General features: G+C 61.5%; 27 protein-coding genes. 5 read left to right on the top strand and 22 right to left on the bottom strand.

Annotation, left to right across the window (positions count from 1 at the left end; all coding sequences use genetic code 11):
• Positions 1-22: 22 nt before the first annotated feature.
• The 5 genes from BXY39_RS06245 to rplM all read right to left on the bottom strand — a co-directional run bounded on the left by BXY39_RS06245 (position 23) and on the right by rplM (position 5,489).
• Entirely contained in the window at positions 23-1,444 is a 1,422-nt protein-coding gene (locus BXY39_RS06245; RefSeq protein ID WP_121938382.1) for a M28 family metallopeptidase, read from the bottom strand.
• A gap of 162 nt (positions 1,445-1,606) precedes the next feature.
• The gene (locus BXY39_RS06240; protein WP_121937987.1) at positions 1,607-2,152 is read right to left on the bottom strand and encodes a protein tyrosine phosphatase family protein; all 546 of its coding nucleotides are present in this window, start codon (positions 2,150-2,152) and stop codon (positions 1,607-1,609) included.
• Positions 2,153-2,302: 150 nt separating this feature from the next.
• Positions 2,303-4,273 (bottom strand): S9 family peptidase, encoded by a 1,971-nt coding sequence (locus BXY39_RS06235; RefSeq protein ID WP_121937986.1) that lies wholly within the window; start codon positions 4,271-4,273, stop codon positions 2,303-2,305.
• A 248-nt stretch (positions 4,274-4,521) separates the two neighbouring features.
• Positions 4,522-5,025 carry a 30S ribosomal protein S9 gene (gene rpsI, locus BXY39_RS06230; protein ID WP_121937985.1) on the bottom strand — a complete coding sequence of 168 codons (504 nt, stop codon included), beginning with the start codon at positions 5,023-5,025 and terminating at the stop codon, positions 4,522-4,524.
• A 5-nt stretch (positions 5,026-5,030) separates the two neighbouring features.
• Positions 5,031-5,489: a 50S ribosomal protein L13 gene (gene rplM / locus BXY39_RS06225; protein WP_121937984.1), complete on the bottom strand. Its 459-nt coding sequence runs from the start codon at positions 5,487-5,489 to the stop codon at positions 5,031-5,033.
• Between the two features lie 392 nt (positions 5,490-5,881).
• Between rplM and BXY39_RS06215 the strand changes: the two genes are divergently transcribed.
• Positions 5,882-6,895: an NADP-dependent oxidoreductase gene (locus tag BXY39_RS06215; protein WP_121937982.1), complete on the top strand. Its 1,014-nt coding sequence runs from the start codon at positions 5,882-5,884 to the stop codon at positions 6,893-6,895.
• Positions 6,896-6,964: 69 nt separating this feature from the next.
• On the opposite strand, the gene cutA is transcribed toward BXY39_RS06215, so the two are convergent.
• From cutA to BXY39_RS06165, 10 genes are all read right to left on the bottom strand, one after another.
• Positions 6,965-7,351 (bottom strand): divalent-cation tolerance protein CutA, encoded by a 387-nt coding sequence (gene cutA / locus BXY39_RS06210; protein WP_121937981.1) that lies wholly within the window; start codon positions 7,349-7,351, stop codon positions 6,965-6,967.
• A gap of 38 nt (positions 7,352-7,389) precedes the next feature.
• Entirely contained in the window at positions 7,390-8,445 is a 1,056-nt protein-coding gene (locus BXY39_RS06205) for a COX15/CtaA family protein (RefSeq protein WP_121937980.1), read from the bottom strand.
• 64 nt (positions 8,446-8,509) lie between these two features.
• A complete protein-coding gene (locus BXY39_RS06200) occupies positions 8,510-9,301 on the bottom strand; it encodes an ABC transporter permease (protein WP_245998983.1) in 792 nt (263 codons plus the stop codon).
• Positions 9,298-10,017: an ABC transporter ATP-binding protein gene (locus tag BXY39_RS06195; RefSeq protein ID WP_121937979.1), complete on the bottom strand. Its 720-nt coding sequence runs from the start codon at positions 10,015-10,017 to the stop codon at positions 9,298-9,300. The genes BXY39_RS06200 and BXY39_RS06195 overlap by 4 nt, the downstream gene beginning before the upstream one ends.
• Entirely contained in the window at positions 10,014-10,958 is a 945-nt protein-coding gene (locus BXY39_RS06190; protein WP_245998982.1) for an ABC transporter substrate-binding protein, read from the bottom strand. Before BXY39_RS06190 ends, BXY39_RS06195 begins: the two co-directional genes overlap by 4 nt.
• Before the next feature lie 94 nt (positions 10,959-11,052).
• Positions 11,053-12,510, bottom strand: a complete 1,458-nt coding sequence (gene der, locus BXY39_RS06185; RefSeq protein ID WP_121937977.1) for a ribosome biogenesis GTPase Der — start codon at positions 12,508-12,510, stop codon at positions 11,053-11,055.
• A gap of 50 nt (positions 12,511-12,560) precedes the next feature.
• Positions 12,561-13,925 carry an outer membrane protein assembly factor BamB family protein gene (locus tag BXY39_RS06180; RefSeq protein ID WP_121937976.1) on the bottom strand — a complete coding sequence of 455 codons (1,365 nt, stop codon included), beginning with the start codon at positions 13,923-13,925 and terminating at the stop codon, positions 12,561-12,563.
• Positions 13,922-14,695, bottom strand: coding sequence for a tetratricopeptide repeat protein (locus BXY39_RS06175; protein WP_170163665.1), 774 nt, complete (start codon positions 14,693-14,695; stop codon positions 13,922-13,924). The genes BXY39_RS06180 and BXY39_RS06175 overlap by 4 nt, the downstream gene beginning before the upstream one ends.
• Before the next feature lie 192 nt (positions 14,696-14,887).
• The gene (gene panB / locus BXY39_RS06170) at positions 14,888-15,748 is read right to left on the bottom strand and encodes a 3-methyl-2-oxobutanoate hydroxymethyltransferase (RefSeq protein ID WP_121937974.1); all 861 of its coding nucleotides are present in this window, start codon (positions 15,746-15,748) and stop codon (positions 14,888-14,890) included.
• A gap of 168 nt (positions 15,749-15,916) precedes the next feature.
• Positions 15,917-16,795: a DMT family transporter gene (locus BXY39_RS06165; RefSeq protein ID WP_211332113.1), complete on the bottom strand. Its 879-nt coding sequence runs from the start codon at positions 16,793-16,795 to the stop codon at positions 15,917-15,919.
• A gap of 303 nt (positions 16,796-17,098) precedes the next feature.
• Here BXY39_RS06165 and BXY39_RS06160 point away from each other — a divergent pair, with 303 nt between their 5' ends.
• Together BXY39_RS06160 and BXY39_RS06155 are read left to right on the top strand one after the other, a co-directional pair.
• Entirely contained in the window at positions 17,099-17,458 is a 360-nt protein-coding gene (locus BXY39_RS06160; RefSeq protein ID WP_121937973.1) for a DUF6122 family protein, read from the top strand.
• Positions 17,459-17,575: 117 nt separating this feature from the next.
• A complete protein-coding gene (locus tag BXY39_RS06155; RefSeq protein ID WP_121938379.1) occupies positions 17,576-18,454 on the top strand; it encodes a phytanoyl-CoA dioxygenase family protein in 879 nt (292 codons plus the stop codon).
• 30 nt (positions 18,455-18,484) lie between these two features.
• On the opposite strand, the gene BXY39_RS06150 is transcribed toward BXY39_RS06155, so the two are convergent.
• Positions 18,485-18,973, bottom strand: a complete 489-nt coding sequence (locus tag BXY39_RS06150; protein WP_121938378.1) for an OsmC family protein — start codon at positions 18,971-18,973, stop codon at positions 18,485-18,487.
• Between the two features lie 190 nt (positions 18,974-19,163).
• Here BXY39_RS06150 and BXY39_RS06145 point away from each other — a divergent pair, with 190 nt between their 5' ends.
• Positions 19,164-20,144, top strand: a complete 981-nt coding sequence (locus BXY39_RS06145) for an NAD-dependent epimerase/dehydratase family protein (RefSeq protein WP_121937972.1) — start codon at positions 19,164-19,166, stop codon at positions 20,142-20,144.
• 63 nt (positions 20,145-20,207) lie between these two features.
• Here BXY39_RS06145 and BXY39_RS06140 read toward each other — a convergent pair whose 3' ends face one another.
• The 3 genes from BXY39_RS06140 to BXY39_RS06130 all read right to left on the bottom strand — a co-directional run bounded on the left by BXY39_RS06140 (position 20,208) and on the right by BXY39_RS06130 (position 22,372).
• A complete protein-coding gene (locus BXY39_RS06140; RefSeq protein WP_121938377.1) occupies positions 20,208-20,927 on the bottom strand; it encodes a GNAT family N-acetyltransferase in 720 nt (239 codons plus the stop codon).
• Between the two features lies 1 nt (position 20,928).
• Entirely contained in the window at positions 20,929-21,777 is an 849-nt protein-coding gene (locus tag BXY39_RS06135; RefSeq protein WP_121937971.1) for a crotonase/enoyl-CoA hydratase family protein, read from the bottom strand.
• A gap of 61 nt (positions 21,778-21,838) precedes the next feature.
• Positions 21,839-22,372 carry a GNAT family N-acetyltransferase gene (locus BXY39_RS06130; RefSeq protein WP_121937970.1) on the bottom strand — a complete coding sequence of 178 codons (534 nt, stop codon included), beginning with the start codon at positions 22,370-22,372 and terminating at the stop codon, positions 21,839-21,841.
• Between the two features lie 178 nt (positions 22,373-22,550).
• Between BXY39_RS06130 and BXY39_RS06125 the strand changes: the two genes are divergently transcribed.
• Positions 22,551-23,483, top strand: coding sequence for an alpha/beta hydrolase (locus BXY39_RS06125; protein ID WP_121937969.1), 933 nt, complete (start codon positions 22,551-22,553; stop codon positions 23,481-23,483).
• Between the two features lie 5 nt (positions 23,484-23,488).
• On the opposite strand, the gene BXY39_RS06120 is transcribed toward BXY39_RS06125, so the two are convergent.
• From BXY39_RS06120 to BXY39_RS06110, 3 genes are all read right to left on the bottom strand, one after another.
• The gene (locus tag BXY39_RS06120) at positions 23,489-24,358 is read right to left on the bottom strand and encodes a helix-turn-helix domain-containing protein (protein ID WP_147453487.1); all 870 of its coding nucleotides are present in this window, start codon (positions 24,356-24,358) and stop codon (positions 23,489-23,491) included.
• Between the two features lie 88 nt (positions 24,359-24,446).
• Positions 24,447-25,160, bottom strand: a complete 714-nt coding sequence (locus BXY39_RS06115) for a class I SAM-dependent methyltransferase (protein WP_121938376.1) — start codon at positions 25,158-25,160, stop codon at positions 24,447-24,449.
• A 5-nt stretch (positions 25,161-25,165) separates the two neighbouring features.
• Entirely contained in the window at positions 25,166-25,822 is a 657-nt protein-coding gene (locus BXY39_RS06110) for an HAD family hydrolase (RefSeq protein WP_121937967.1), read from the bottom strand.
• Position 25,823: the final 1 nt, after the last annotated feature.

Raw genomic sequence — 25,823 nt, 5'->3', positions numbered from 1 at the left:
ACCGCCTTTGGGATACCGCCAATCAATCATCGGTGCCGGGATCATCCCCGGCCGGGCCGCTGTCAAAGGCGCCCATGGGGCCAGGGAAGACAACCGGTGTTTCCAGCCCGTCATTGGCCACGGCGGCGACACCGAAGAAATAATTGTCGATCACGACATTCTCCAGCGTGAAGGAGCGTACCTCTTTGGTGACATAGCGGCTCCAGCGCCACTGGGCATCGGTGGTCAGCCGCCAATAGATGCGAAATCCCCGCAAATTGGCCATTTGCCGGGTTTCCCAGGGCATATCCCAGGAAATCGTCGTCGACGGTCTGACGGCACCCTTCAAGGCGACATTGACGGGAAAGGGAGGGCTGCCGGCCATTTGCGCCAATGTGGCTACATTCAACGCCGTCAGTTTGGCGGTGTAGGGGAAATCCACCCCGTCCATGGTGTCGCCGTAGGCCCGGCCGTCTTCCACCCGCAGGTCCTGATGCTGACGGTCGTAATGCTCGTTGGTTTCCATGATACGGACACCGGGCCAACCGGCCTCATTAAAAGGCCGGTGGTGGCCGCCACGGCCGAAACGATCCAGCCGGTAGATCATCATCACATCCAGATTGGGGATGTATCTGTCGGCAACACGGTCCACCAGGCGGGCGAGATTGCGGCTGGGGCTGTCCACTTCACCGCCCATGAACCGGCGCATGCGCGCTTCGCGTTCGCTCTCCACCGCGCGGGTGCCCTCGGAAAAGACACGGGCCGTGGTGTTGTCGATCACCCCGTTGATACCGGCGATATTGCCGATCATGTCATTGTTCAGAACCCCCATGATGCGCCAGCCCTGCTCTTTCGCATGGGCGGCGAGAATCTGACCGCCATAGAGACCCTGTTCCTCGCCCGACAGGCCGGCATAGACGATGGTGCCGGGAAATTTCGTACCGCACAGCACACGCAGTGCCTCAATCGTACCGGCCATGCCGGTTGCATTGTCATTGGCGCCGGGACTGTCATCCACGGCGTTCATCACATCGCTGACACGGCTGTCGATATCCCCCGACATCATCACGACACGGGACGGGTCAAGGATACCGCGCTGGACGGCGATGACATTGACCACTTCGACCGGGTCCGGAATACGGCGGCCGGTCACCGTGTCAGAGACGGTATAGACATCCACCTCGGCCGTGCAGGTCCCGGCGATACGGCGCATTTCCGCCTCGATCCAGCGACGGGCGGCACCGATCCCACGGGTATCCGACCTGGTATCCGAGAGGGTATGGCGCGTTCCGAAAGAGACCAGTTTTTCCACATCACCGCGCAACCGGTCCGCAGAGACACCGGCCACGAAACCATGGATACGGCGCACTTCCTCAGGCGCGTTGATATGATCCTGCGCCGACCCGGTACCGGCAGCCGCCAAGCACGACAATGACAATACCCCGGCAGAAACAAGTTTACGCATCATGATATTCCCTCCCCCCGATCAAAGTCCGGACACAGTACAGACGCAGCCGACCCTAACGCGTGGAAATATCCAGACAAGAGCTAGCCCCCCGCGCAACGGTCCGATGGCGGAAATGTGATCGCTGCTTTCCCATCAATGAAGGCGGGTTTACTGTCCGCTTTACCGTCCGGAAACGGATGATGCCGGTGCGGTGTAAGGCGGCGTTGTCTCCATATGGGTTTTCACGACATCCGCCCAGTGATCAAGCCCGGCCGCCCTGCCCAGTTTCAGGGCCTCATCCGGGCTTGCCCCGCCAGTATGGTAGGCCCTGAGAGCCAGCAACGCCCCGGCCCGGTTCCCGGCGGCGCAATGCAGCAGGACATCCCCGTCCACCGCACCGACGATTTCATCCAGTTTCAGGGCCGCTTCGAGCGTCAGCTCCTCAGGTGCCCACATGGGGATCGATACATACGCCATATCCAGGTCCGCCGCAGCGGCGGCCTCGTCATAGCCGACCGTCTCCTCGGCGGTGCGCAGGCTGATAACGGCGGTGACACCTTCCGCCTTCAGGTCGGACAGGTCACCCCGGCTGGGCTGCCCACCGGTACGGACCCCTGGCACAGGCTCATGGAAATGAACGGATGGTTGCCTATCCAGCAAAAGATAAGCGACGAATATGGGCGTAAAAACAATTAATAAAGCAGCGATCTTAATCAAAAACCTCATATCATGCTCCCACTGTAGAGATCATATCCATGGGATACAGGCCACCCGGCCGACGGAAGGAAGCCGAAAAAATCAGACCGCATGCCACGCCCGGAGGACCGCCCGTCCTGACGGGCCCTCCGGGGGTGGCGACTGTGGGGCCGCCCAATCTCAAGGGACCGTTTCCCCTTTGAGATAGGTATCGAGAAACCGCACATAGGCATCGGATGCCGTGATCCTGTTGGCCTTGCTGCGGAAACCGTGGCCTTCATCGGGAAAGACGATGTATTCCACCGGCACACCGTTGGCGCTGACGGCTTCAACGATTTCGTCGCTTTCCACCTTCAACACACGGGGGTCATTCGCCCCCTGGATCACCAGCAGCGGCTTGGTGATATTCTCGGCATGAAACAGCGGCGAAATGCGGCGATGCCGTTCCTCGTCCGTGGCCGGATCGCCCATTTCATCATAGAGCGATTCACGGAAACTTTCCCACCAGGGCGGGATGGATTTCAATGTACGCACCCAGTTGGTCACACCGAAAATATCGATGCCCACATCGAAGGCATCCGGTTCGAAGGCAAGGGCTGCCGCCACCATGAAACCGCCGTAGGAGCCGCCGATGATGCCGACCTTGTCACCGTCCACCCAGTCCAGGCTTTCAAGATAGCGACGGCCCCAGACGATATCCTGCAGGTCCTCCTCGCCGTGGCGCTTGTCATCCATATGGTAGAAGGTCTTGCCATAGCCGGACGAACCCCGGTTGTTGGCGCCCAGGACCGCGTAGCCATGATTGACCAGATGCTGAACCATTGCGCGATAGCCGCGCCGGGTCTGTCCGCCGGGGCCGCCATGCACCAGCACCAGTGCCGGAACCTTGTTTCCGGCACTGGCCCCTTTCGGCCTGTACAGGATGGACGGGATTTTCACGCCGTCAAAACTGTCATAGCGAACGACGGTGGCTTCGACCAGATGGTCCTGATCAATCGCCGGGTTCAAGGCGGTTGTCAGGCGCCGCGCGGCATCCCCCGGCAGGTCCATCACATACAGGTCACTGGGGGATGTATCTCCGTTGAGCATGAAGGTTAGCCTGCCGTCATCGGGTGAAAAACGGGTATTCTGGACATTGCCCGCCGGCAGGTCCGGCATCGTCATATCCCGCCCGGTTTCAAGATCGGTGATGGTGACGATGGTCTGGGCATCCTCGTTCACACCCACATAGCGGTACCGCCCCGTGCTTGAAAAGCCGACGAAGGATACGTCCCAATCGGCACTGACATACGGTGTTTTTTCACCGCTGGTCAGATCATAGGCCCAGGCCTCGTTCCACTCACCGCGTTCATTGCTGGACAGGATCAGCGCGGCACCATCCGGCGTGAACCCGTAGACACCGTAGGCGATATTGCCCTCATGGGCAGTGATAAGCTGCGGCGTCGCCCCGTCAGCCGCCATATCCACCAGAAGGACATCGGAATCCGCACTGGTGCGCGGCCGTTTGAGCGCCAGCCAGCGGCTGTCCCGGCTTATGGCGGAAATTTGCAGGGCGTCGGTATTTTCGAACAGCATTTCACGGGCATATCCGTCCGCCGCGTAGCGGTAGAGATCGAAGGCTTTCGCATCCCGCTCATTGGTGGCCAGATAGAAATGACCGCCGTCGGCCGTCCAGCCGGCAAAACTGGCCTTGACCTTTTCACCCGGCGTCAGATCGCGCACGCTGCCGTCGGCTTCGCGGACATAGACATGGTTCAGTTCATCGCCGCCCCCGTCCTGAGTGTAGAGGATACGCCCGTCGCGCGGGAAGTATGACACCCCGAAAGCGGCGGATGTCGTCGACGTTGTCAACTGACTGCGCGTACCGCTGGCAAGATCGACGGCATAGGCATTGAACACCCCGGTTTCGTCACTGGAAATCAGGGTGGACGACCCATCGGGTGAAAAGGCATGGCCCCAGGCTGACGATGCGGAAAAGCTGGTCGTTTCGTAAAACGCCTGGGCTGAATATTTCAAAACCACCGTTTCCGCCGCGTCCAGGCGGTCTGCGCCGGCGCGGGTTTCGTCAGTCTGTTTTTCCTGCTGGGCCGGCTGACCGCAGGCCGCAAGCACGCCCGCCGCCAGTCCAAGTAGCGCCAAGGATCGGATCATTACGTGTCTCCCCCACTGATACACTCGGATATCGCTGAAATGCTCCCGGATATCCCCGGCGCGAGAGTAACAGACACGGCGTATCAGTCAAACCATGACGGGCACCCAGAAGAGACGGGCCCAGAACCAAGTGCACAAAGGACGACGGAGGGAAACAGGGCAGCGTACACATGAAAAGGCCGCCCCATGGCGGGGCGGCCTTTCGCATGAAACACGGTATGTGACCGGAACCGGTCCGGATACCGGCTTTAGCGCTTGGAGAACTGGAAGGAACGGCGGGCCTTCGCGCGGCCGTATTTCTTCCGTTCCACCACACGGCTGTCACGGGTGAGGAAGCCGGCGGCCTTCAGGGCCGGGCGCAGGTCCGGTTCGGCCATTTGCAGGGCCTTTGAAATGCCGTGCTTGACGGCACCGGCCTGACCGGACAGACCACCGCCCTTGACCGTGACGGTCACGTCATACTGATTGACGCGGTCGGTGACCTGAAACGGCTGATTGACGATCAGACGCAATGTCGGGCGGGCGAAATAGACTTCCTGATCGCGGCCATTGACGGTGACGCGACCGCTGCCCGGCTTGACCCAGACGCGGGCGACCGCATCTTTTCGCTTGCCCGTGGCGTAAGAACGACCCAGCGCATCCTTGACCGGCTGGCGCTCAACGGTGTCGGCATCAGCCGGGACGGCGGCTGCCGCTTCGGGCGTGCCGGCGATATCTTTCAAATCCTGCAGCGTGGCTTTTTCTTCGGCCATGAGCCTTACCTCTTATTCTTCGGGTTCAGTGCCGCGACATCGAATGTCTCGGGCGACTGGGCACCATGGGGATGCTCGGTCCCGGCGTAAATTTTCAGATTGCGCATTTGCTGACGGCCAAGGGGGCCGCGCGGGATCATGCGCTCGATCGCCTTCTCGATCACCCGTTCGGGGTAACGGCCGTCAAGAATCTGACCCGCGGTCTGCGATTTGATACCGCCGGGATAACCGGTGTGCCGGTAATAGATTTTGGTATCGCGCTTGTTGCCCGTCAGCTTCACTTTTTCAGCATTGATGACGATGACATTGTCGCCGCAATCCATGTGCGGGGTGTATGTCGGCTTGTGCTTGCCGCGGAGAACATTGGCAACCGCCTGGGCCAGACGTCCGAGAACAATGTCCTCGGCATCGACCAGCAGCCACTTCTTCTCGATCTCCGACGGTTTGGCGGAGTAGGTTTTCATGTGCTTTGTCCTTATATTCCGTGACGGTGGGACCGAACATGTCCAGGCAACTATCCCGGACGATCATCGGCACTGCCCCGTCAAAGCGTGCGCCGGGATTTATAGGGACACAGCGCCACTGTCAAGCCATTTAGATCATGACATATCGATTTATTCCTTTAAAATCATATGATTAAATTTGCGGTATTTGAATACCCCAAAATTTTCCTTTCCTCTTTCTCGGGAAATCGCGCAACTCCGCCAATGAGCTGCCATCCCGGAAAAGCCGGACGTCCATTTCCTGAACCGACCGGTCCATAATTTGTCCCGATACGGGCAAAACCGGCTTTCCCTTTTTCAACCTGCGCTCTAGGGTGACGCGAAACCTGTTCATATCCGAGGGAGTTATCATTATGGCCAATACACAGATTTTGCTGAAAAGCCGTCCGACGGGCTGGGTCACGCCCGACAATTTCGAGCGCACTGATGCTGACATACCGGCCCCGGCCGAGGGGCAGATTCTGCTGAAAACACTGTATCTGTCGGTGGACCCGTACATGCGGGGTCGGATGAATGATGTGAAAAGCTATGTCCCGCCCTTTCAGATCGGCGCACCGTTGCAGGGCGGTATCGTGGCGAAGGTGGAAGCCTCCAACAACGGCAAGTTCGCGGAAGGCACCTATGTTTCCGGCATGGGGGACTGGGCGGACTATATGGTGACCGACGGCAGTGGTTTCACGCCGGTGGACCCCGATCTTGCACCGCTGTCCTACAATCTGGGTATTCTGGGCATGCCAGGCATGACGGCCTATGTCGGCCTGAAGGGCGTGGGTGAACTGAAAGACGGTGAAAATGTCTTCGTTTCCGCCGCCTCCGGCGCCGTGGGCCAGGTGGTGGGCCAGATCGCCAAGAACATGAACTGCCATGTGGCGGGCAGCGCAGGCTCGGACGACAAGGTCGCCTTTCTCAAGGACGAACTGGGCTTTGACGAGGCCATCAATTACAAGACCACGCCCAACCTGTTCAAGGCTGTCCGCGAGGCCAATCCGAACGGTGTCGATGTCTATTTCGAGAATGTGGGCGGTCCCATCCTTGAGGCCACCATCAATGTGCTGAATTTCAATGCACGCGTGGCGCTGTGCGGCTTCATCACCGATTACAATGCCACCCTTGAGGAAATGGCGCCGGGGCCGCGCAATCTGGTGGTTCTGGTGGGCCGCAGCGTGAAAATGCAGGGCTTTATCGTCTTCAACTATCCTGATCTGTGCAAGGAATGGGTCGGCATCGGCGCGCAGTGGCTGAAGGAAGGCAAGCTGAAATACCGCGAAAGCGTGGCCGAGGGTCTGGGCAATGCACCGCAGGCCTTCATTGACATGCTGAAAGGCAAGAATTTCGGCAAACAGATCGTCCACGTGTCGGACGCATAAGACAGAACACAGACATATGGGGGCCGGCGCACAGGCGCCGGCCTTCCGCCCCAGTCCAGTTCCGGCGTCTCAGTCCAGTTCCGACATGGGGTCGGAGCCGTCATCCAGCGGCACCGGATCGCCCTCGACCGATTTGGCGACCCATTCCAGATAAGGCTGCGACCCGCCGATGATGGGCGATACGGTGATGCACGGCGTTTCATAGGAGTGCATCTTCTCGATCCGCTCAATCACCGCCGGCATTTTCGCCCGGCTTGTCTTCATGAAGACGGTGACCTCGTTGTCCAACTGCAGAAGACCGTCCCATTTGTAAACGGACCGCGTTCCCGTATTGACATTGGCGCAGGCGATCAGCCCGTCCCGCACCAGGGATGTGGCGATATGGGTGGCCACATCCTCGCTTTCCGCCGTGACGTAAACCGTGACCAGTTCGCCGTCCGCAAACGCGTGTGTCATTTTATCCCTGCTCCCGACCTGTGGGTGCGAAGCCGGTCTTAACCGGGTGTCCGCGTACGATGCACCAGATAAATCAGGCTGGCCAGAACAATAACCCCGCCCGCCTGATGGGCGGCGCCCCAGAAGACAGGGACAGCCAACAGCAGTGCGACAACGCCGAGAAGCATCTGCACCGTCACCGACGCGAAAACAGCCAGAACGGCTGTCCGTACCGGACCGCCGTGGCGGATGCCGAACCAGCCCAGGACAAGCGAGAGCGCAAAGAGAAGATAGGCCCCCATCCGGTGGTCGAACTGGACGGTTACGGCATTGTCCAGAAAGTTACGCCACAAGGGTGCCATGTCATACAGAGCCGGGGGGACAAACCCCTCGCCCATCAGCGGCCACTGGTTATAGATCAGCCCGGCCTTGAGGCCCGCGACCAGCGCGCCCATGACAATCTGCACGGCCGCCAGCGCCAAGGCCAGACGCGCCAGCATGGGCACCGGAGCGTCGACCGCAAGCGGCCTGGGCCTGAGCAGGGACAGCGCCGTCCACATCAAGGCCGAGAAGATCACCAGCGCCAGCGACAGGTGCGCGGTCAGACGGTAATGGCTGACGGCCGGTTCATCCACCAGGCCGGACTGTACCATGTACCAGCCAAGCAGGCCCTGACTGCCGCCAAGAAGGAACAGCAGGACAAGGCGCGGTTTGTATCCGGGCGGTACGCGCCGACGCAGCCAGAACCATACCATGGGCACGAAAAAGGCAAGTCCGATCACCCGTCCCAGCAGGCGGTGGCCCCATTCCCAGTAAAAGATTTCCTTGAACTGAGTGATGCTCATGCCCCGGTTTTTCAAACGGTATTCGGGACTTTGCTGGTATTTGGCGAACTCGGCCTGCCAGTCGGCCTCGGTAATCGGCGGCAACATGCCGGTCACCGGGCGCCAGTCCACCATGGACAGGCCGGATTCGGTAAGCCGGGTCGCCCCGCCAACCACCACCATGATGAACACAAGGCCCGCCACCGCCAGCAGCCACCAGCCGATGGCACGGGCGTCATCGCCGCTTTGAGCGGCGGACTGAACGGACGTGGAAACAGCAACATCAGACATGAAGTGGTGCCTATCGGCTTTAGGCGCGGCGCTCAAGCGCCATCTTGCCGCATGACGGATCCGCTCAGGATCGTCTGCGATGTCTGAGAAGGTAGGCTTCCAGCGCGGAAAAGGCGAAAAAAAGACCGACCCCGATCACTGCCAGCAGGATCAGTCCGGCGAACATTTTCTCAATCTGCAAACGATTGCCGGCCTCCAGCAGCCGCCAGGCAAGACCGGTCGCACCGCCGGAGCCGGCGACAAATTCAGCGACCACGGCACCGATCAATGCCAGACCGGCACTGACCTTCAACCCGGCGAGCATGAAAGGCAGCGCCGTCGGCCACAACAACAGCCAGAAACGCTGCGGACCGCTCGCCCCGTACAGACGGAACAGATCTTCCAGATCCGCGTCCACCGCCCGCAGGCCGGCCGACATATTGGCGAGAATGGGAAAAAAGGCGGCGAGCCATGCAATGATCACCAGGGCACGTTCCACATGGTCGATACCGACCCAGATCAGCACCAGCGGTGCGATGGAAACAATCGGCGTCACCTGCAACAGCACCGCAAACGGAAACAGCGCACGCTCCACCGTACGGCTGAGGCTGAAAGCCAGACTGAGCAAAGCACCGCTGGCAAAAGCCGCGGCCAACGCCATCAGCGTGACCTTCAGCGTGGCAAGCGCCGCCATGAACAGACCGGCCCCATCCGTGACAAAGGCCCCCGCAATGGCGCTCGGCGCGGGCAGGACAAAGCGCGGCACCGCATAATAGTGCACGGCCCCCTCCCAAACGGCGACAAGAGCCAGCAACAGGATCACCGGCGGCAAAATCCGCCCGGCCCGTACACGGATCATTCGGGTGCGCGGGATCATGCCGCCTGCTCCAAGAGGGTGGAAAGTGCGGCCACCACGGTGCCGAAAGCGGTCGAGGCACGCTGCTGTCCGCCGGTCACACGGCGGTCCAGCGCCGGTTCCACCGTGCCGACCACGCGCCCGCCGCCGATCACATGCACCCGCGTCGACAGATAGGCGGCTTCAAACAGGCTGTGAGTCACGAAAACGACGCCAAGGCTCCGTTCGGCGACAAGCGTGAGCATCAGATCATTCAGACGAAAGCGCAGAATTTCATCCAAAGCGCCGAAAGGCTCATCCATCAAAATCAGCGATGCACCGGACGCGAGAGCCCGCGCAATGGAAACCCGCATCCGCTGGCCGCCCGACAGGCTGTGCGGATAGCGCGCGCCCATACCGGCAAGCCCGACCGCTTCAAGCGCCGCGTTCGCGTCCGCCCGTCCATCCCGTCCGCTAAGCCGGTGCGGCAAACGGACATTGTCGAGGACACTTGCCCACGGCATCAGTGCCGCGCGCTGAAAGACAAAGGCCGTGCCGCCCGCAGGATCGGCCCTGTCCCGCTCAATCACACCGCTGTGCGGGGTTTCAAGCCCGGCCAGCAACCTCAACACCGTGGATTTTCCGCAACCGGACGGCCCCAGAAGGGTGACGACCTCCCCCGGGACGACGGACAGGCCGACATCATGCAGCACCTGTGTTCCGCCGTAAGAAAAGGCAAGGCCGCGCGCCGTCATCATGGCAGGGCACCGTCTCCCGCCGGGGGCAGATAGGCGTTGGTGAACACATCCTGCATATCCACGCCCGCCGGTACGGCATCAAGGGCGCGCATATCCCGGTAAAAACGGTCCCAGCGTCCGGCATCCATATGGCCGACGGCCGTTTTCGCGCCCAGTACATCGCGGTCCCGCATGGCATGGATGCCATAGGCGATCAGCTCCGGTGTCATTTCGGGATTGTCTTTCAGGATCAGTCTGTTGCCGGGCGCGGGATCGCCCCAGATATAGTCCTGCCAGCCGCGCACGGTCGCCGCGACAAAGGCACGCGCGGTGCCCTCATTCGCGGCGAGCCAGTCGTCGCGCGCCATGACCATGGCCGCATATCCGGCATATCCCGCGTCGGAAAATAGAAAGACCTTCGGGTTCGCGCCCGCCTGTTGGGCGGCAAAGGGCTCAGAGGACAGATAACCCTCCTGCACGCTGCCCTTGTTGGCAAGCCACGGCACCAGCGAATAGGTGTATTTGCGGATCTGCCGGTCCTCAAATCCAAAGCGGGCCTTGAGCCACGGCCAGAAGGTATTGAGCGCACTGTCGGCGACAAAGATGGGCCGCCCGGCAAGGTCTGCCATGCCTTCCGCCGGGTCATCGCCGTGTACCATGAGGACTTGCGGGTCTTTCTGAAAGCTTGTCATGATAACGGTGACCGGCACGCCCGCCCCGCGCATCACGATGGGCTGAAAACTGTTGGACGCCATGCCGATCCGGATCGCGCCCGCCGCCATCAGACGCGGAATATCCATCTGCGGCCCACCCGGTCGGATGGTCACGTTCAGCCCGGCCTCGGCATAATAGCCTTTGGCGAGGGCCTGGTAGAACCCGCCATGTTCCGCCTGTGCCCGCCAGTCCGTGGCGAAGGTGATATCCGTCGCCCCGGCACGTGCCGCGACGGCAAACAGTGCCATGCCGATCAAAATTCTGAATGCCCGTTTCATGGGACGGGACTATAGGGCGCTGCTGCCTCACGGGAAAGGGCCGAACGCGGAGAATATGGCGCCCTTAATCCCTGGAGCGGCGACGCCGGCGGCCTTCATAGGGGTTTTCCCCCTTTTTCAGGACAAAGCGCAGCGGTGTGGCCGGCAGGTCGAAATCGCGCCGAAGCTCGTTTTCCAGATAGCGGCGATAGCTGTCCGGCAGGTCTTCGGGCCGATTACAGAAAAGAAGGAACGTCGGCGGGCGCGTCTTGATCTGCGCGCCGTAGCGGATCTTGATCCGCCGCCCCTTGACGGACGGAGCGGGATGCTTTTCCAGCGCGTCGGCTAGCCAGCGGTTGAAAACGGAGGTTGGGATGCGCGCATTCCACAGGGAATACACCTCTTCCACCGCCGGCATCAGCTTGTGCAGGCCCTTTTCCTCCAGCGCGGAAAACGTGATGACCGGAACGCCCTTGACCTGCGGCAAACTGCGGGTGATGGCATCCTGTACCCCGCGCTGTACGGACAGCCGGTCATCGACCGCATCCCATTTGTTGATGGCAAGGACAAGGCCGCGCCCTTCTTCGACCACGCGTTCAGCGATCTTCAGATCCTGCCGTTCCAGCCCCAATTCCGCATCGATCAGCAGGACGACGACCTCGGCGAACTGGACGGCCCGCAAGGTGTCGGCGGCGGACAGTTTTTCCAGCTTTTCCGTGATCCTGGCACGGCGGCGCAAACCCGCCGTGTCAAACAGTCTGACGGGCCGGCCGTCCCACTCCCAGTCGACGGCGATGGAATCGCGTGTCAGTCCCGCCTCCGGCCCGGTGATCAGCCTGTCCTCGCCGACAAGCGCGTTGATCAGTGTGCTTTTGCCCGCATTCGGACGCCCGACGATGGCCAGACGCAGAGGGCGCGTGTCCACGTCGTCCTGTTCGGTATCCTCGAATTCAAAGTCCAGATCGCCCTCGGTGGGCTCACGCGGGCCGGATGACGCGCTCGCCGTATCGGTGCCGTCGTTCTCATCCGCGTACGGGTCGATCCCCTGTGTTTTCAGCTTTTCAACAATGCTCTGATACAGGTCCGCCAGTCCTTCGCCATGTTCGGCGGACAGAACAACCGGCTCGCCGAGACCAAGGGCATAGGCATCATAGACCCCTTCCTGGGCGGAGCGGGCCTCGCATTTGTTGGCGACCAGAATGGCCGGCGTATCGCTGCGTCTGAGCCAGTCGGCGAAGTGTTCGTCAACAGGGGTGACGCCGGCGCGCGCATCATACAGCATCAACGCGACGTCCACCTCGCTCAGCGCCTGCGAGGTTTGCTGGCGCATGCGATCCTGAAGAGTGCCGGGAGCGCCGTCTTCAAGACCGGCGGTATCAATCAGGCGAAATTTCAGGTCGGCCAGCCTGCCCTCCCCTTCGCGGCGGTCACGGGTCACCCCCGGCGTATCGTCCACCAGAGCCAGACGCTTGCCGACCAGCCGGTTGAACAGGGTGGACTTGCCCACATTGGGGCGCCCGACAATGGCGAGGGAAAAGGACATTCTGCGCGGGCCTCCGGTCCACCTGCTGACTGCTTAACGGCGCTATGCCGTCAGCGATAAGCGATAAGCTCGCCCGTGGTGGTCAGCACAAGAAACGTATCGTCCACGACGACGGGTTCGACTGCGCTGCCCCCCGGTATTTCGACACCGGCGAGCACCTCCCCCGTGTAAGGGGACACGGACAAGGCATAGCCGTGCGAACTGGTGACCAGCAGACGGTTGCCGGCAAGCACGGGACCGTTCCATTTCACCAGATCACGCCGCTTTTCCTGGTTGAGGAAACGCTGTAGCTGCGTCACCCAGCGCACGCGCCCGTCGCTTAGCGACATGCACACAAGCTGGCCGTCAATGGTTGTCAGAAACCCGAAGCTACCGGCTACCCACAATGTGTTGACACCGGCAATATCGGCTTCCCACGACCGCTCGCCTGACCGCATGTCGATCGACACCATGCTGCCCGCATGGCTCAGGGCGTAAAGCTTGCCACGATCGATGACCGGATGGCCGTCGATATCGGACAGGGTGGCCAGCGGCGTCAGGCGGCGGGAACTGGTCAGGGAATCCTGCCACAGAATCCGCCCGTTGGAGGCCTGCATGGCGATCAGTTCACCGGACGACAGGGCCATGACCACGGATGACCCGTCATAGGCGGGACTGGCGGCCCCAAGCATACCGGCATTCTCGGCGATGCCGACCTGGTCCCAGATCATCTCGCCCGTGTCGGCGTCCAGCGCCAGCATACGATTGTCATGGGTCACGGCAAAGACACGCCCGTCGGCCACTGTCGGACCGCCGCGAAACGGCACCTGGCCGTTAAACCGCCAGCGCACGCTGCCATCATCGGGGTTCATCGCCACCACATAGCCATAGCCCGATGTGACATAAAGCGTATCGTTCCAGAAGGCCGTGCCGCCGCCGAAACCGACCCGGGAGCGGTCATCGTTATTGTCCAGATCCGAGCGCCAGAGCGTATTGCCGCTGGCAAGGTCCAGCGCCGACACCTGGCCGGCGGCATCGACCACATAAACACGGCCGTTCGCCGCGACGGGCCCTGTGACCATACGCTCATATTTACGGTCGGCCTGTCCGATCGAAGTACGCCAGACCTGCTGCATATTCTCAGGCAGGCTTAAATGATAAACGGCATGGGGCGGATTTCCACCGGGCTGGGCCCAGTTGCCGTTGCGGTATGGCGCCGGCAGCGTCACGGGCAGCGCCGTAATGCTGGGGTCCACATCCAGCTGCTGCGTCGAAGTCAGGACGGAAATCCGTTCCTTGCCGCCGTCATCATATGCGGTGCGCGGGCTGCTGCCGCCGCCGCAGGCCGCCAGCAACGCCAGCACCGCCGTCAGGACACCGGCACGGGCAACAGACGCCGGGACAAAGCCGGCCTTCGCCGTCCCCGCCGCGATCACAGGCCGGTCTCCGGGCCGTCATTCGGTGGCGTATCCTGACCGGTGTCTTCCGTGTCGTCCACGGACGGGGCCTGTGAAGGGACTGCCTCAGTCACGGGAGCCTGGGCCAGAGGGGCCGTCAGAAAATCGCGAAACTGGGAGGCACGCGTCCGCAAGGAGCCGGGCGTTTCCGGATTGGCCGCAAGGGTTTCGAATCGTTCGAGCGCGGCGGCGGTGTCCCCTTCCTGAAGATCGATCAGCGCCAGCTGTTCAAGCGCGGTGTAATACCAGGTGCGCCCCTCGACCGCCAGGGTGGCGAAGCGTCCGCGCGCCGCCGGCAGGTCCTGCTTGTCACCGGCCACGACCATGGCGGCGAGAAGACGGGCATAGGCACGCAGGCTTTCCTCGGCCCCGCTGTCGGCGGCAATGGCGTCATAGGATGCAATGGCTGCGTCAATGTCACCGGCTTTCAACTCGGCAGCGGCCAGTTGGAACCGTGCCAGCGTGGCATAGCCCCCTTTGAGACCGGGCAAAGCGTCACGCCACAGCGTCACGGCTGCGTCGGGCGTTTCAGCAGCAGCGCGCAGACCGGCCTCGAATGCGGCGGAACGCTCGCCTTCCACCTGCTCGCGGTACCCGTCCCAAAGCTGACGGCCGGCCACGATTATGACGATGCCGACAGCCAGCGCGATGACATATTTGCCGTAAGCCCGCCACAACGCATTCACGCGTTCGCGGCGCAGGTCTTCGTCGACTTCCTGAAAGATCAGATCAGACTGCTGATCGGACACACGGAACTCCCCTTGAATTCTTATTGCGACCATGGCGGCCGGAGACAAAATCCCGCACCGGCATGGCAGCCGCCTTCAAATTGGCGGCTACCATAGCCAAGCGGGCGGTCCAGTCAAACATTTGCTGGCGCATACGCATGACAAGAAGCACAATCGACCATCATGGCGACCGTAAGGCGGACCGGCCGGTGGTCAGGCCTTCACCACCTTCATTTTATAAGTGTGCTCTTCCGCCGGGAATGTCCGCGTGCGCACCTCGTCCGCGTAGGTTTCAATGGCGGCAGCGATATCACCGCCGATTTCCGCGTAACGCTTGACGAATTTCGGGTTGATGGCGAACAGGCCCAGCATATCCTCCGTCACCAGAATTTGCCCGTCACACCGGTTGGACGCGCCGATACCGATAATCGGGCATGGCACATCCCCTGTCACCTTGACCGCCAGGGGTTCCGCCACCCCTTCAAGGACGATGGCGAAGGCACCGGCTTCGGCGATTGCCTTGGCATCGCTGATAATGGGGCCCCATTCCTCCTGCGTACGGCCATGGGCCCCATACCCGCCGTAGGAATTGATCGACTGCGGCATCAGACCCACATGGCCGAGCACGGGGATGCCCCGCTTGACCAGAAAGGCCACCGTGTCGGCCATTTCGGCCCCGCCTTCCAGTTTCACGGCGCCGGCGCCCGTTTCCGACAGAACGCGCGCCGCATTCCGGAAAGCCTGTTCCCTGGATTCCTCATATGTGCCGAACGGCATATCGATGACGACAAGGGCTTTCTTCGCCCCGCGGGTGACGGCGCGGCCATGGGCAATCATCATGTCCAGACTGACGCCGACGGTGCTGTCCATGCCGTAAAGCACCATGCCGACACTGTCCCCGACGAGAATAAGGTCGCAGTGCTCGTCCAGGCGCGCGGCCATGGGGGTTATATATGCCGTCAGGCAGACAATCGGGTCCCCCCCCTTGCGGGCATTGATGGCCTTGGCGGTTGCCTTGCGCCTGGGCCGTGCATCGACGGCGATGGACTTGTCGGTCGTGGAGGTGGTGGACATGGGCGAATTTCCTCGGGTCTTTGCTGTCGGTCATGGATAGCATATCAGCAGCCGGACGGTGAAGCACTGACCGGAAACTGACCGGAAACTGGCCGGAAACTGGCCGGAAACTGACCAGAACCGGACGAGCCAAAGCCCGGAACAAAGACAACCGCCATCAAACGGCCGTCATGTCCGCCCTGCCCGCATGTTTCTCAATGTGACGATCCCGATGCCGGATACGATCAGGGCCGCGCTGACAGCCAGCCCTGGCGGCGGAGTCTCACCCAGCAACAGGACGGCGATCGGCACGCCGACAATAGCGGCCACCGGGCCGAGCAGGCTGAGATAAACCGGGCCGCCATATTTCTGCAGTACGAAGAAAAGCAGATACTGCACTGAAAATGCCGCCATCTGCCCAAGGATGAGCAGTATCGGGATCGCGGTTTCAAAGGGGACGTGAAGGGAAAATCCCGGCAGGGCACCGGCCGCCAAAAGCAACACCCCGGCCGCCGCCATCATGCCGGGCGCCAGACCGTCCGGCCGCGCGCCCGCAGGCCAGCACAGTGTGCGGTATATATTTCCCGCCGCCAGCAGAACAGGCGCGAACAGTGTGGCCGCCACCCAGCCAAGCGCGGCATCCGGTGCCGCCGCCTTCAGAGCCGCCAGTACCACCACGCCGCCAAAAGCAAGGGCCATACCGCCGGCCCGCACCGTATCGAACCGCTCCATCCGCATTATCAGAGCCCCGGCATATGTATAAAGCGGCGGAAACGCCACGGACAAAACGGCGAACCCGGCACCGACATGCGAGACGGACGCAAACAGGATCAGCTGCGGCACCGAAATGCTGATCAGGGCGGCGATAAAGAAATATGTCACCGTCTGCCGGTTCAAGGGCGGCAACCGGCCGAAAACGGCCAGGATACAGGACAACACAATAGCGGCACCCGTCACGGACCATGCCAGGAAGGGCAGCGCCCCGAGGCCGGCGGCGACCGCCAGTTTGGCCAGATTGACGGACAGGCCGATCAGTGCGCCCGTCACGACCAGACACAAAAGCGGCACCGCCCAGTGGCCTTGTGCTCTGCTTCCAGGAGGTGAGTTCGCAGTCACGCCTATACCTTCACATTGTTGCCCATATCGTGGCCTGTTTCCACGCGGGTCGATGACCATCTCCGCGCGGCCAGACGAGGCCCATGCCCCATCCTTGTATTGAAACAACAAACAGGACCGCATCCCCGACCTAGCAGCTTCAGTCTTTTCTGCCTAGGTTCCGGAGGAACAGGCTGCTGGCAGACCGGCCACATCCGGCGGACGACAGAAACAGACACGCGGATTTTCAGGACACATTAGGATGACCGGCAAGAGATGAGCCATGAAATCGAGATATTGCGGCATGCGGGGCATTATTCCTTTCACTTGCTTGTGCCCTTTCTGTTCGGTCGTATCCTTTTCGCCAGGGAACACACTTGGAAAGCCGGCGCCATAATGGCGGGAACCATCGTGATGGATCTGGATCATCTGCTGGCCAACCCGGTTTTCGACCCTGATCGGTGCAGTATCGGTTTTCACCCGCTTCACACCGTCTGGGCGGCCGCTGCGTATTGTGCGGTTCTGTTCGTATCGTCATGGACATGGCCCTCATGGCAATGGCGGGCCGTCGGGATTGGATGCCTGTGGCACCTGTGTACGGATGCACTGGATTGCCTGGCTGCGGGCACATGGTAACGGTCCATGGGCCGGGTAGTATTATGTCTTGCCAATTGTCCGCGCCGCATATGGTCATATGCACGCCACAGTGTACATTAGGATGTCGTGATACACCCTTTCTTCATGGAGGACCGCATGACCGACGAGCGCCCGTCATTGGATGAAACCGCATTGACACCCTGGCTTCAGGGGCGGTCCTTTGCCGATTGGCGCACGCAGTATGATGAAGCGGGATATGTCATCTTCGAGAATGTGCTGAACCCGCGAGAGGTGGCCGCGATCCGCGAGGCCCTTGCCCCGCACCTGAAACGGGACATCAGCGGCCGCAACGATTTCGAAGGCCTGCAATCAAACCGTATCTATGCCCTGCTGGCGAAATCCCCGGTTTTCGCGGACATGGTGGCGCATCCGCTGGCCCTTGCCTTTGCCGAGGCGGATCTGGGCCCGACCTGTCTTCTGTCGGCCTGTCTTGCGATCAATCTTCATCCGGGCGAAACCGTACAGCCATGGCATACGGATGACGGCCACATCCCGTTGCCGTCGCCACACCCGCCCTTCGGGGTCAGCACCTTTTGGGCCATTGACGACACCACAGAGGACAACGGCGCCACGGAAGTACTGCCGGGCAGCCATACATGGCCAACCGCCGATGTGGACGTAGCGCTCAGCCCCGGGGCGTTTCGGGACCGCAAAATCCGCGATGTCAACGACGACCCGGCCCCGCGTGCCGATGCGATCAGGGCCTGTATGCCGTCCGGCTCCCTGATGGTGACCAAGAGCGCCCTGTGGCACAGGGGCGGCGCCAACAGGTCGCGGACCCCCCGCCTGATCGTCACGCCGCAATATTGTGCCGGCTGGGCGCGGCAACTGGAAAATATGATGGCGGCCATTTCGAAGGATGTCGCCGCAACCCTGCCGGAACGGGTCCGCGAACTGGTCGGCTATTCGATCCATCCGCCTTTCATGGGCTATGTCGACGGCGTCCACCCACGCAAAACACTTGAGCGGCCATAGGGCGGCACCCTGTTATCCTTTGCAGGTCCTTCAGGCGTCCTTTCCGTCCACCACGATATCAGGCGCATGGCGGACCGGGAAATTGACGGAATTGGCGATAAAACATTTACCGTGCGCCATTTCATGCAGCGCCAGGGCCTTTTCAGGGTCACTGTCGGCGGAAATAACGACTGTCGGTTTCAGGCACGCGTCGATAAAACGGCCATCACCGTCCCCACCCTCAACCATCCTGCCTTCGGCGTCATCCGTGTAGGACAGAACGGTAACCCCCTGTGTCGCACAGAGATGCAGATACCAGAGCTTGTGACAGGCGGCGAGCGAGGCCACCAGCAGGTCTTCAGGGTTCCAGCGTCCGGGGTCACCGCGAAACGCCGGGTCGGACGATCCGGCAATGACCGGTTTACCGTCCGCACAAATGTCATACTCACGGCCATAGGCACGATAGTCGGCCGTGCCCTGCCCGGTATTGCCGGTCCACTCCACCCTTGCGTGATAGATATGTTCTCTGCTGCCAGCCATCGCGGACATCCTTTCTCCGGCAAGTTCTGGGGGCCCGGCACACGGGGCCGCGCCTTGCGGGACGCAAGCGTACCGCCGGACAGATGCAGGCACAAATTCTATTGGCACAGAGCGGATTGCAGGCCCCGTCCGGTGGTTTATGGTGGCACGGAAATCCGCAGAAACCAGCAGGAACTGAAACAGCAGTCAGATGAGAATACTGGTCACCGGCAGTACAGGGTATCTCGGCGAGGCGCTTGTCCGCACGCTGCGGGCGGCGAATCACGATGTTCGCGGGATCGACATCCTGCCCTCCGCCCACACGGACCGGGTGGGATCGGTCAGCGACCGCGCGTTCGTCATGGCCGCGATGGCCGGCATGGATGCGGTCATACACAGCGCCACACTGCACAAACCGCATGTGGCCACCCACACCAAGCAGGATTTTATCGACACCAATGTCACCGATACGCTGACCCTGTTGGAATGCGCGGCTGAATGCGGGGCAAACCGCTTCATTTTCACCAGCACGACAAGCGCCTTCGGCGCCGCCCTGTCACCGGAAGACGGCATGCCGGCGGCCTGGATCACGGAAGAAGTCAGGCCCATTCCCAAAAATATCTATGGGACCACGAAAACGGCCGCCGAAGACCTGTGCGCGCTTTTCCACCGCAAACACGGGCTGTCGTGCCTTGTCCTGCGTACAGCGCGTTTCTTCCCGGAAGAGGACGACAACAAAGACGTGCGTGCCGTCTATGACGACACCAATGCCAAAATCAATGAATTCCTGTTCCGCCGTGTCGACCTGGAAGACGTTGTCTCGGCCCATCTGTGCGCCCTGGACAAGGCGCCGGCTCTTGGCTTTGGGCGGTATATCATCAGCGCCACATCGCCTTTCACGCGGGAAGACCTGGCAGACCTGCGGCGCGACGCTGCAAATACGGTACGCCGGTACGTCGGCTTCGATGCCTGTTTCGATAAATTCGGATGGTCGATGTTTCCGTCCATAGACCGGGTTTATGTCAACGAACGCGCCCGCAGCGCGCTTGGATGGCGGCCCCGATTCGATTTCCATCGGGTTCTGGAACAAGCCGACAGAGGAGAGCCGATCGGGAGCGGGCTGGCCCGCCTGATCGGGAAAAAGGGGTATCATCCGGTTGCCTTCGAAGACGGCCCCTATCCCGTGGAATGACCATATATGGACAAAGCCAAGTCACTGTAAAATCCGACCTTGAACGTCCGTCCTTCGTCTGTCTCAGGACGGGCGGGCAAGAGGTTGTTTCTGCCTGCCGTGCGTATCGAAATTGTCCGGATGCAGCCAGTCGGCGAAACGGGCCTTCTGCGCCGGCCATTCATGATCCAGGATTGAAAACCACGCCGTGTCCCGGTTGCGCCCCTTGACCACGGCGGCATGACGCGACACGCCCTCGAACCGGAAGCCAAGGCGCAGGGCGGCTGCTTTCGAGCCTTCATTGGCCACATTGCAGCACCACTGATACCGGCGGTACCCCAGTTCATCAAAGGCACGCGTCATCATCAGTACCATTGCCTCGGTGGCGGCGACGGTGCGCTGAAGGCACGGCGCATAACAAAGATGCCCGACCTCGACAGCGCCCTGTCCAGGATCGATCCGAAGATAGCTGGCCAGACCGTGCGCCTGTCCCGATGCCCTGTCGAGAATAGCAAAAAACAAAGGGTCCGCGGTCGATGCGCAGCGGTCCAGGTGATTTCTGAAATCAGCCTCGCCCGCAAACGGGCCGTAGGTCATGTAGGTCCAGAGATCCCCTGCGGTGTCGGCACTGTATGCGGCCCAGAGGTCGGCGGCATGGCGCCGAGGGTCCAGCCTTTCCAAGCGGCACGTCCGCCCCTGCATCGGCGCGGTGGGTGGAAACGGCCTTGTCCGCCAGTCCGGGACCGGCCGCCTTGTTCCTTCATCCGGCCCTGTGGGCGATGCGGGCTGTGCCATTCCTGTCATATCAACCATCCCGGTCATCCGTATCGTTGCCGGACCGTCTGTGCAGCCAGCGCGCCAGCCCCTCATCCAGACAGGCCGAGCCCACCAGCGCGGCGAATTCCTGCCGTTCGATCTGCAATCCTTCGTCAATGGCGACATTCAGGCCACGCGACACACTGGACAGGACGGCGGCGACGGCATCGCCGTGATGACGGGTGATCCGCCCGGCGAGTGCCCGCGCGGCATCCAGAACACCGTCGTCCTCCACCACGGCGTTGACAAGGCCGGCCTCATGGGCCTGTGCCGCGCTATAGACATCGCCGGTGAGCAACCATTCCAGACCGCGCTTGCGCCCGATGGTTCGCGGCAAACGCTGCGTTCCGCCGAAGGTCGGCGGCATGCCCAACAGGATTTCCGATTTGGAAAACACCGCGCTGCGCCCTGCCACCGCCAGATGGGCGGCTTCGGTGATTTCGCAGCCGCCGCCATAGGCCAGACCGCCAACAGCGGCGATGACAGGTTTGGGGAACCCTTCAATCCGTGCGGTCAGGGACTGGCCCCGGCGCACGAAATCCCGCACGGCATGGGCGCGGCCCCGTTCGACACTTCCCGAAAACTCCGCGATGTCGGCGCCGGCGGAAAACGCCCGCCCGCCCGAGCCTGTCAGTATGACGGCCCGAACGGTATCCGAGGTTTCCGCGTCGCCCAAGGCTTGCAGCAGGGCATCGACCAGCGCATAGCTGAGGGCGTTGAGCTTGGCGGGCCTGTTCAGGCGGAAAACCGCCAGGTCATCGGATACTTCGGCCAACAGTTCCGCGTTCGGTCCATAGCTGGCCGCCAGTGTTTGCGGTTTCCGATTGGATTTCGACATGGACTGTCCCCTGTTCATGATACGGCGCCGGACGCGGGGCGGCGGCTGACTGACTAATCAGTCAGGTCGCAGGCGCACCCCGGCGCAGAAAAATCCCGGTCGGTTCCCCCTTGTACGACAGGGTATGTGAAAAACCGTAGCCCAGTTTTTCCGCCACCCTGACCGAGGCGGCGTTGCCGTCGGAAATCATGCAGAAAGAGCCGCCGCCGTGCGTCGTGTCGAACCACCGATGGGCGGTTTCAGCCGCCTCGGTGGCATATCCCCTGCCCGCCTGATCCGGACTGATGGCCCAGCCGGCTTCCGGCAGGTACAAATCGTCAGCGCCAAGACCGCGTTTGAAATCGGCGAACCCGACCTCGCCGACAAAGGCGCCGGTCTGACGTTCCGCCACCAGCCAGTAGCCATAGCCCAGAAGCTGCCACAGACCCCGGTAACGCAACATCCGCGCCCATGTTTCCGCCAGGTCGGCGGGCTTGCCGCCGATAAAACGCACGACCCTTTCGTCGGACCACATGGCAAGGCAGGCATCGAGATCGCCGGCGTCATGTGGCCTGAGGATAAGCCTGTCACTGGTAATCCGTGGAATGTCAGCCATGATGCCCTCCTCCTGCCGGTTTTGAATTGCATGCAGCCCGCACCGGCGGTGCCGGATACCACTGACCTCGCCAAATTAGCAATTCCGGACATGGCTGCAACAAGCCCGATTTCCTAAACAGGATATCAACCATGATTTCACACACCATATTTCCGCATGAGACAAAAGGAGTTCGACCTTGCAGCGCTGGCATGTTTTTGCCCTGTCCGTGGCAGTATTTCTGACATTTCACATACAGAATCCAAACGCCCGTGCGTGTGCCGGCGATACGATCCCGGACATTGCGGAACATACTGACATCGCATACCACTCAGGTCCGGATGCCGACCCTGACCGACATCGTCTGAATCTGGTCATACCGCAGGAAAAGGTCCCGGTTGCAACATTGCTTTGGGTTCCCGGCGGCGCCTGGGCTTTTGGCAGCCGTGAGCGGGAAATGCCGGTCGCGCGCGCACTGGCGCGTGACGGTATCGCCGTCGCCGTTGTCGACCACCGTATGAGCGCGGGGCGCTGGATGTCGGAAGACGCACCGGCCACGGGTGCCGTGCATCCCGATCATATCAACGACGTGGCACGGGCCTTTGCATGGCTGCATGCCCATGCGGAAGAGTACGGTCTGAACAAGGCCCGTCTCTATGTCGGCGGTTTTTCGGCGGGCGGACATCTGTCGGCCCTGCTGGCCCTGGACGAGCAGTATCTTACGGCCCATGGCCTGTCCACGGATCATATCGCAGGCGCCCTGCCCGTGGGCGGCGCCTATGACCTGGAACATTATTACGGCGCCATCCGGGACGCTTTCGGGCAGGAAAACGCCGACGGTCACGTTCTGGGTACGTTCGGTGACAGGGCGTCCCTTCCGGGCGCCTCACCGACCACGTATCTGGTCGGGGCGGCAACGCCCATGCTGGTGATCGCGGAAGGAGAAACCGCCATCTATGCCGGGGTTTTCGAGGCGGCGGTCAAAAACGCCGGCAAAGCGGATTTGATCCGCTTCATCACCTATGAGCAGGAAACCCATCGCTCGCTGTTCGAGCAACTTGGCGACGCCGGCACACCGTCACAGGCCCGTGGCGCCATGGTCGGTTTCATGACCGCCGGAGGGCATCCATAGGGTTTTCACTCAGATTTCTCCGGCCCATGGCGGAGTATATGGCTGGGCGCGAAGCCGTAGCGTTTTTTAAACGCCTTGGAAAAAGCGGCCTGTCCGGAATATCCGAAATCAACCGAGACATCCTCGATCGACCCCGGACTCCGCGACAGGGCCCGGCAGGCCGCATCCAGCCGGGCCCGGGAAAAGAAACGCATCGGGGACACACCGTAAGCCGCCCTGAACTGACGGATAAAATGGTGCCTGGACATACCGGCATGGCGCGCCAGGTCATCCAGGCTCATGGGCTGGCGGACGTGATCGAGAATATAGCCCCGAGCGCGCTCCAGCCGGGAAAACAGGTCGATACGCGCGTCCTCGCGGGCCATGGAAAGACGCCGGCAGGACGCATTCAGACGGGTGGTGACCGCCAGACCGATCGTCTTCAGGGTCTCAAAACTGTTCTTCAGGCCGGCGGATGTCAGGGTGCCCTGACGGACACGGGTGTGGACATCCATGGCGGCACCGTCATAGGCGGAGGGGGCGCGCATGCGCAGAAACGGGCTGTCGATCCCCTGCCCCTCATGGTCGTCGAAATAAACGCACATGCCGACCGTTGCCGACCGCGAGGCAATATCCACATCGGCCGCCGTACCGGCACGCACGAACAACAGATCCCCCGGTTCCAAGAGGAACCGCCTGCCACCGAGATGATAGATTTCGCACCCGGTCAGAACATATTTCAGGGATGCCGTTCCGCCGGCAATCCGCATACGCTGCCGCGAGAGAGACGAATGAACAAGGGCCGCGCCCTTTTCGGGGCCGTCAAAGGGGCGCCGCGCGTCAACCTGAGTGAACTGCATACCGTCTTTATCGGCCAAAAGACCGTATCGCGGCAAGGGTTCCCGTCCCGCGACCGGCAGCCGCAAGCATCATGACCGCGACCGCACATCGTTGCCGATATCCTAAAGGCCGTAGGCCGCTGTTTTACCCGCAGGATGCAGTGACATATATCTCGCCGGCGATGTCCGGATACCGCTCGCCCAGAACCATGAAGGCGTCCAGCATGGCGTCGTTCCAATGGGCTTCGATCTGGCCGCTCGCGACCGGTTTCAGCCAGTATCCGCCGAAATGGTCGATGCGAAGGCCCGCTTTCAGGAAACACTGGCGGAAATTTTCCGGGTCGAAGACACGGCGGTGGCCATTGTGCCTGTCCGTATCGTTCAGGGCGTTTTCGGCATCCAGCAGCCCCATGATGACTGCGGCCTGCCGGTGAAGAGAGCGCGCATTGGGAACGGCGCCGAAAATCATCCCCCCCGGTGCCAGCCAGTTTCTGACCAGTTTCAGGATAGCGGCGGGGTCTTCCACATGCTCCAGCACGTGGCTCAGAATGATATTGTCAAACCGACTTTCCGGCGCAAAATCCTCGAACAGGCTGTGGATAACCGTGATATCGGTGAATTTTTCCCTGAGACCGTTACAGAATGTCTCGGACCCGTCGACGCAGGTGATCCGCCGCCCGGTGGTGACCAGCTTTTCCGTCATCAGCCCTTCGGCAGGCCCCAGTTCCAGCACGGAGCCATCGACCAGATAGCGCCGGATGATCCTGAAACCGTAGCGGATACTGGCCGCATTGGCGCCAACACCGTAAAGGGACCTGCCGGCCATCACTTCCAAACGGTCCACTTCGTCATTTTTCATATTCATTAATCCTTTTCGCCCGGGACGGGCCCGGAGCCGTAATCGATTGTCATGGCGGCAAGCGCACCGGTCAGGGTTTCACTGACACGGTCAATGCCCCGCGCTTTCAAAAACCGCGCGGACCGCTGACCGGTTGAAACAGCGGCAAAGGGGATACCGGCCTTTTGCGCGGCCTGATAATCGGCTTCGGAATCCCCGAAAAACGCCCAGGGCCTGATCCGTTCCAGAAGGGCCGCTTTCCGCCGCACGGCATCCTGCGGGCTGACACAATGGATGCCGGTGAAATATCCTGACAGATGCAGCCGGTCCACCTGCTGCCGCAGCCAGCGGTCATGCTGCCGCGCCGTGATCAGAAAGCAGTCTTCGCCGCGTGCGGTCAACGACTGAAGCACTGTCAGAACATCGTCGAACACCACATCCAGCAACAGCCAGTAAGGCGTTTCAATGATGGCGCGCCATTCCGCCGCGATCCGCGCCGCCAGAGCCTCCCCCAGCCCCATGTCCGACAGGATCGCCGCATTGGACCGGCCTTCCCGTTTCGCGGTCCAGACATCAACAGGGTCCAGATGCACATTGTACCGTCTGGCAACCGCCCTCAGACACAGGGCCTGTCTGGGGCCGGCCGTCACCAATGTGCCGTCAAAATCAAATGCGACTGTCATA

Source organism: Eilatimonas milleporae, from assembly GCF_003688555.1.
Classification (GTDB): Bacteria; Pseudomonadota; Alphaproteobacteria; order Sphingomonadales; family Kordiimonadaceae; genus Eilatimonas; species Eilatimonas milleporae.
The sequence above is the reverse complement of the archived record's forward strand: the minus strand, read 5'-3'. Positions and strand labels throughout refer to the sequence as shown.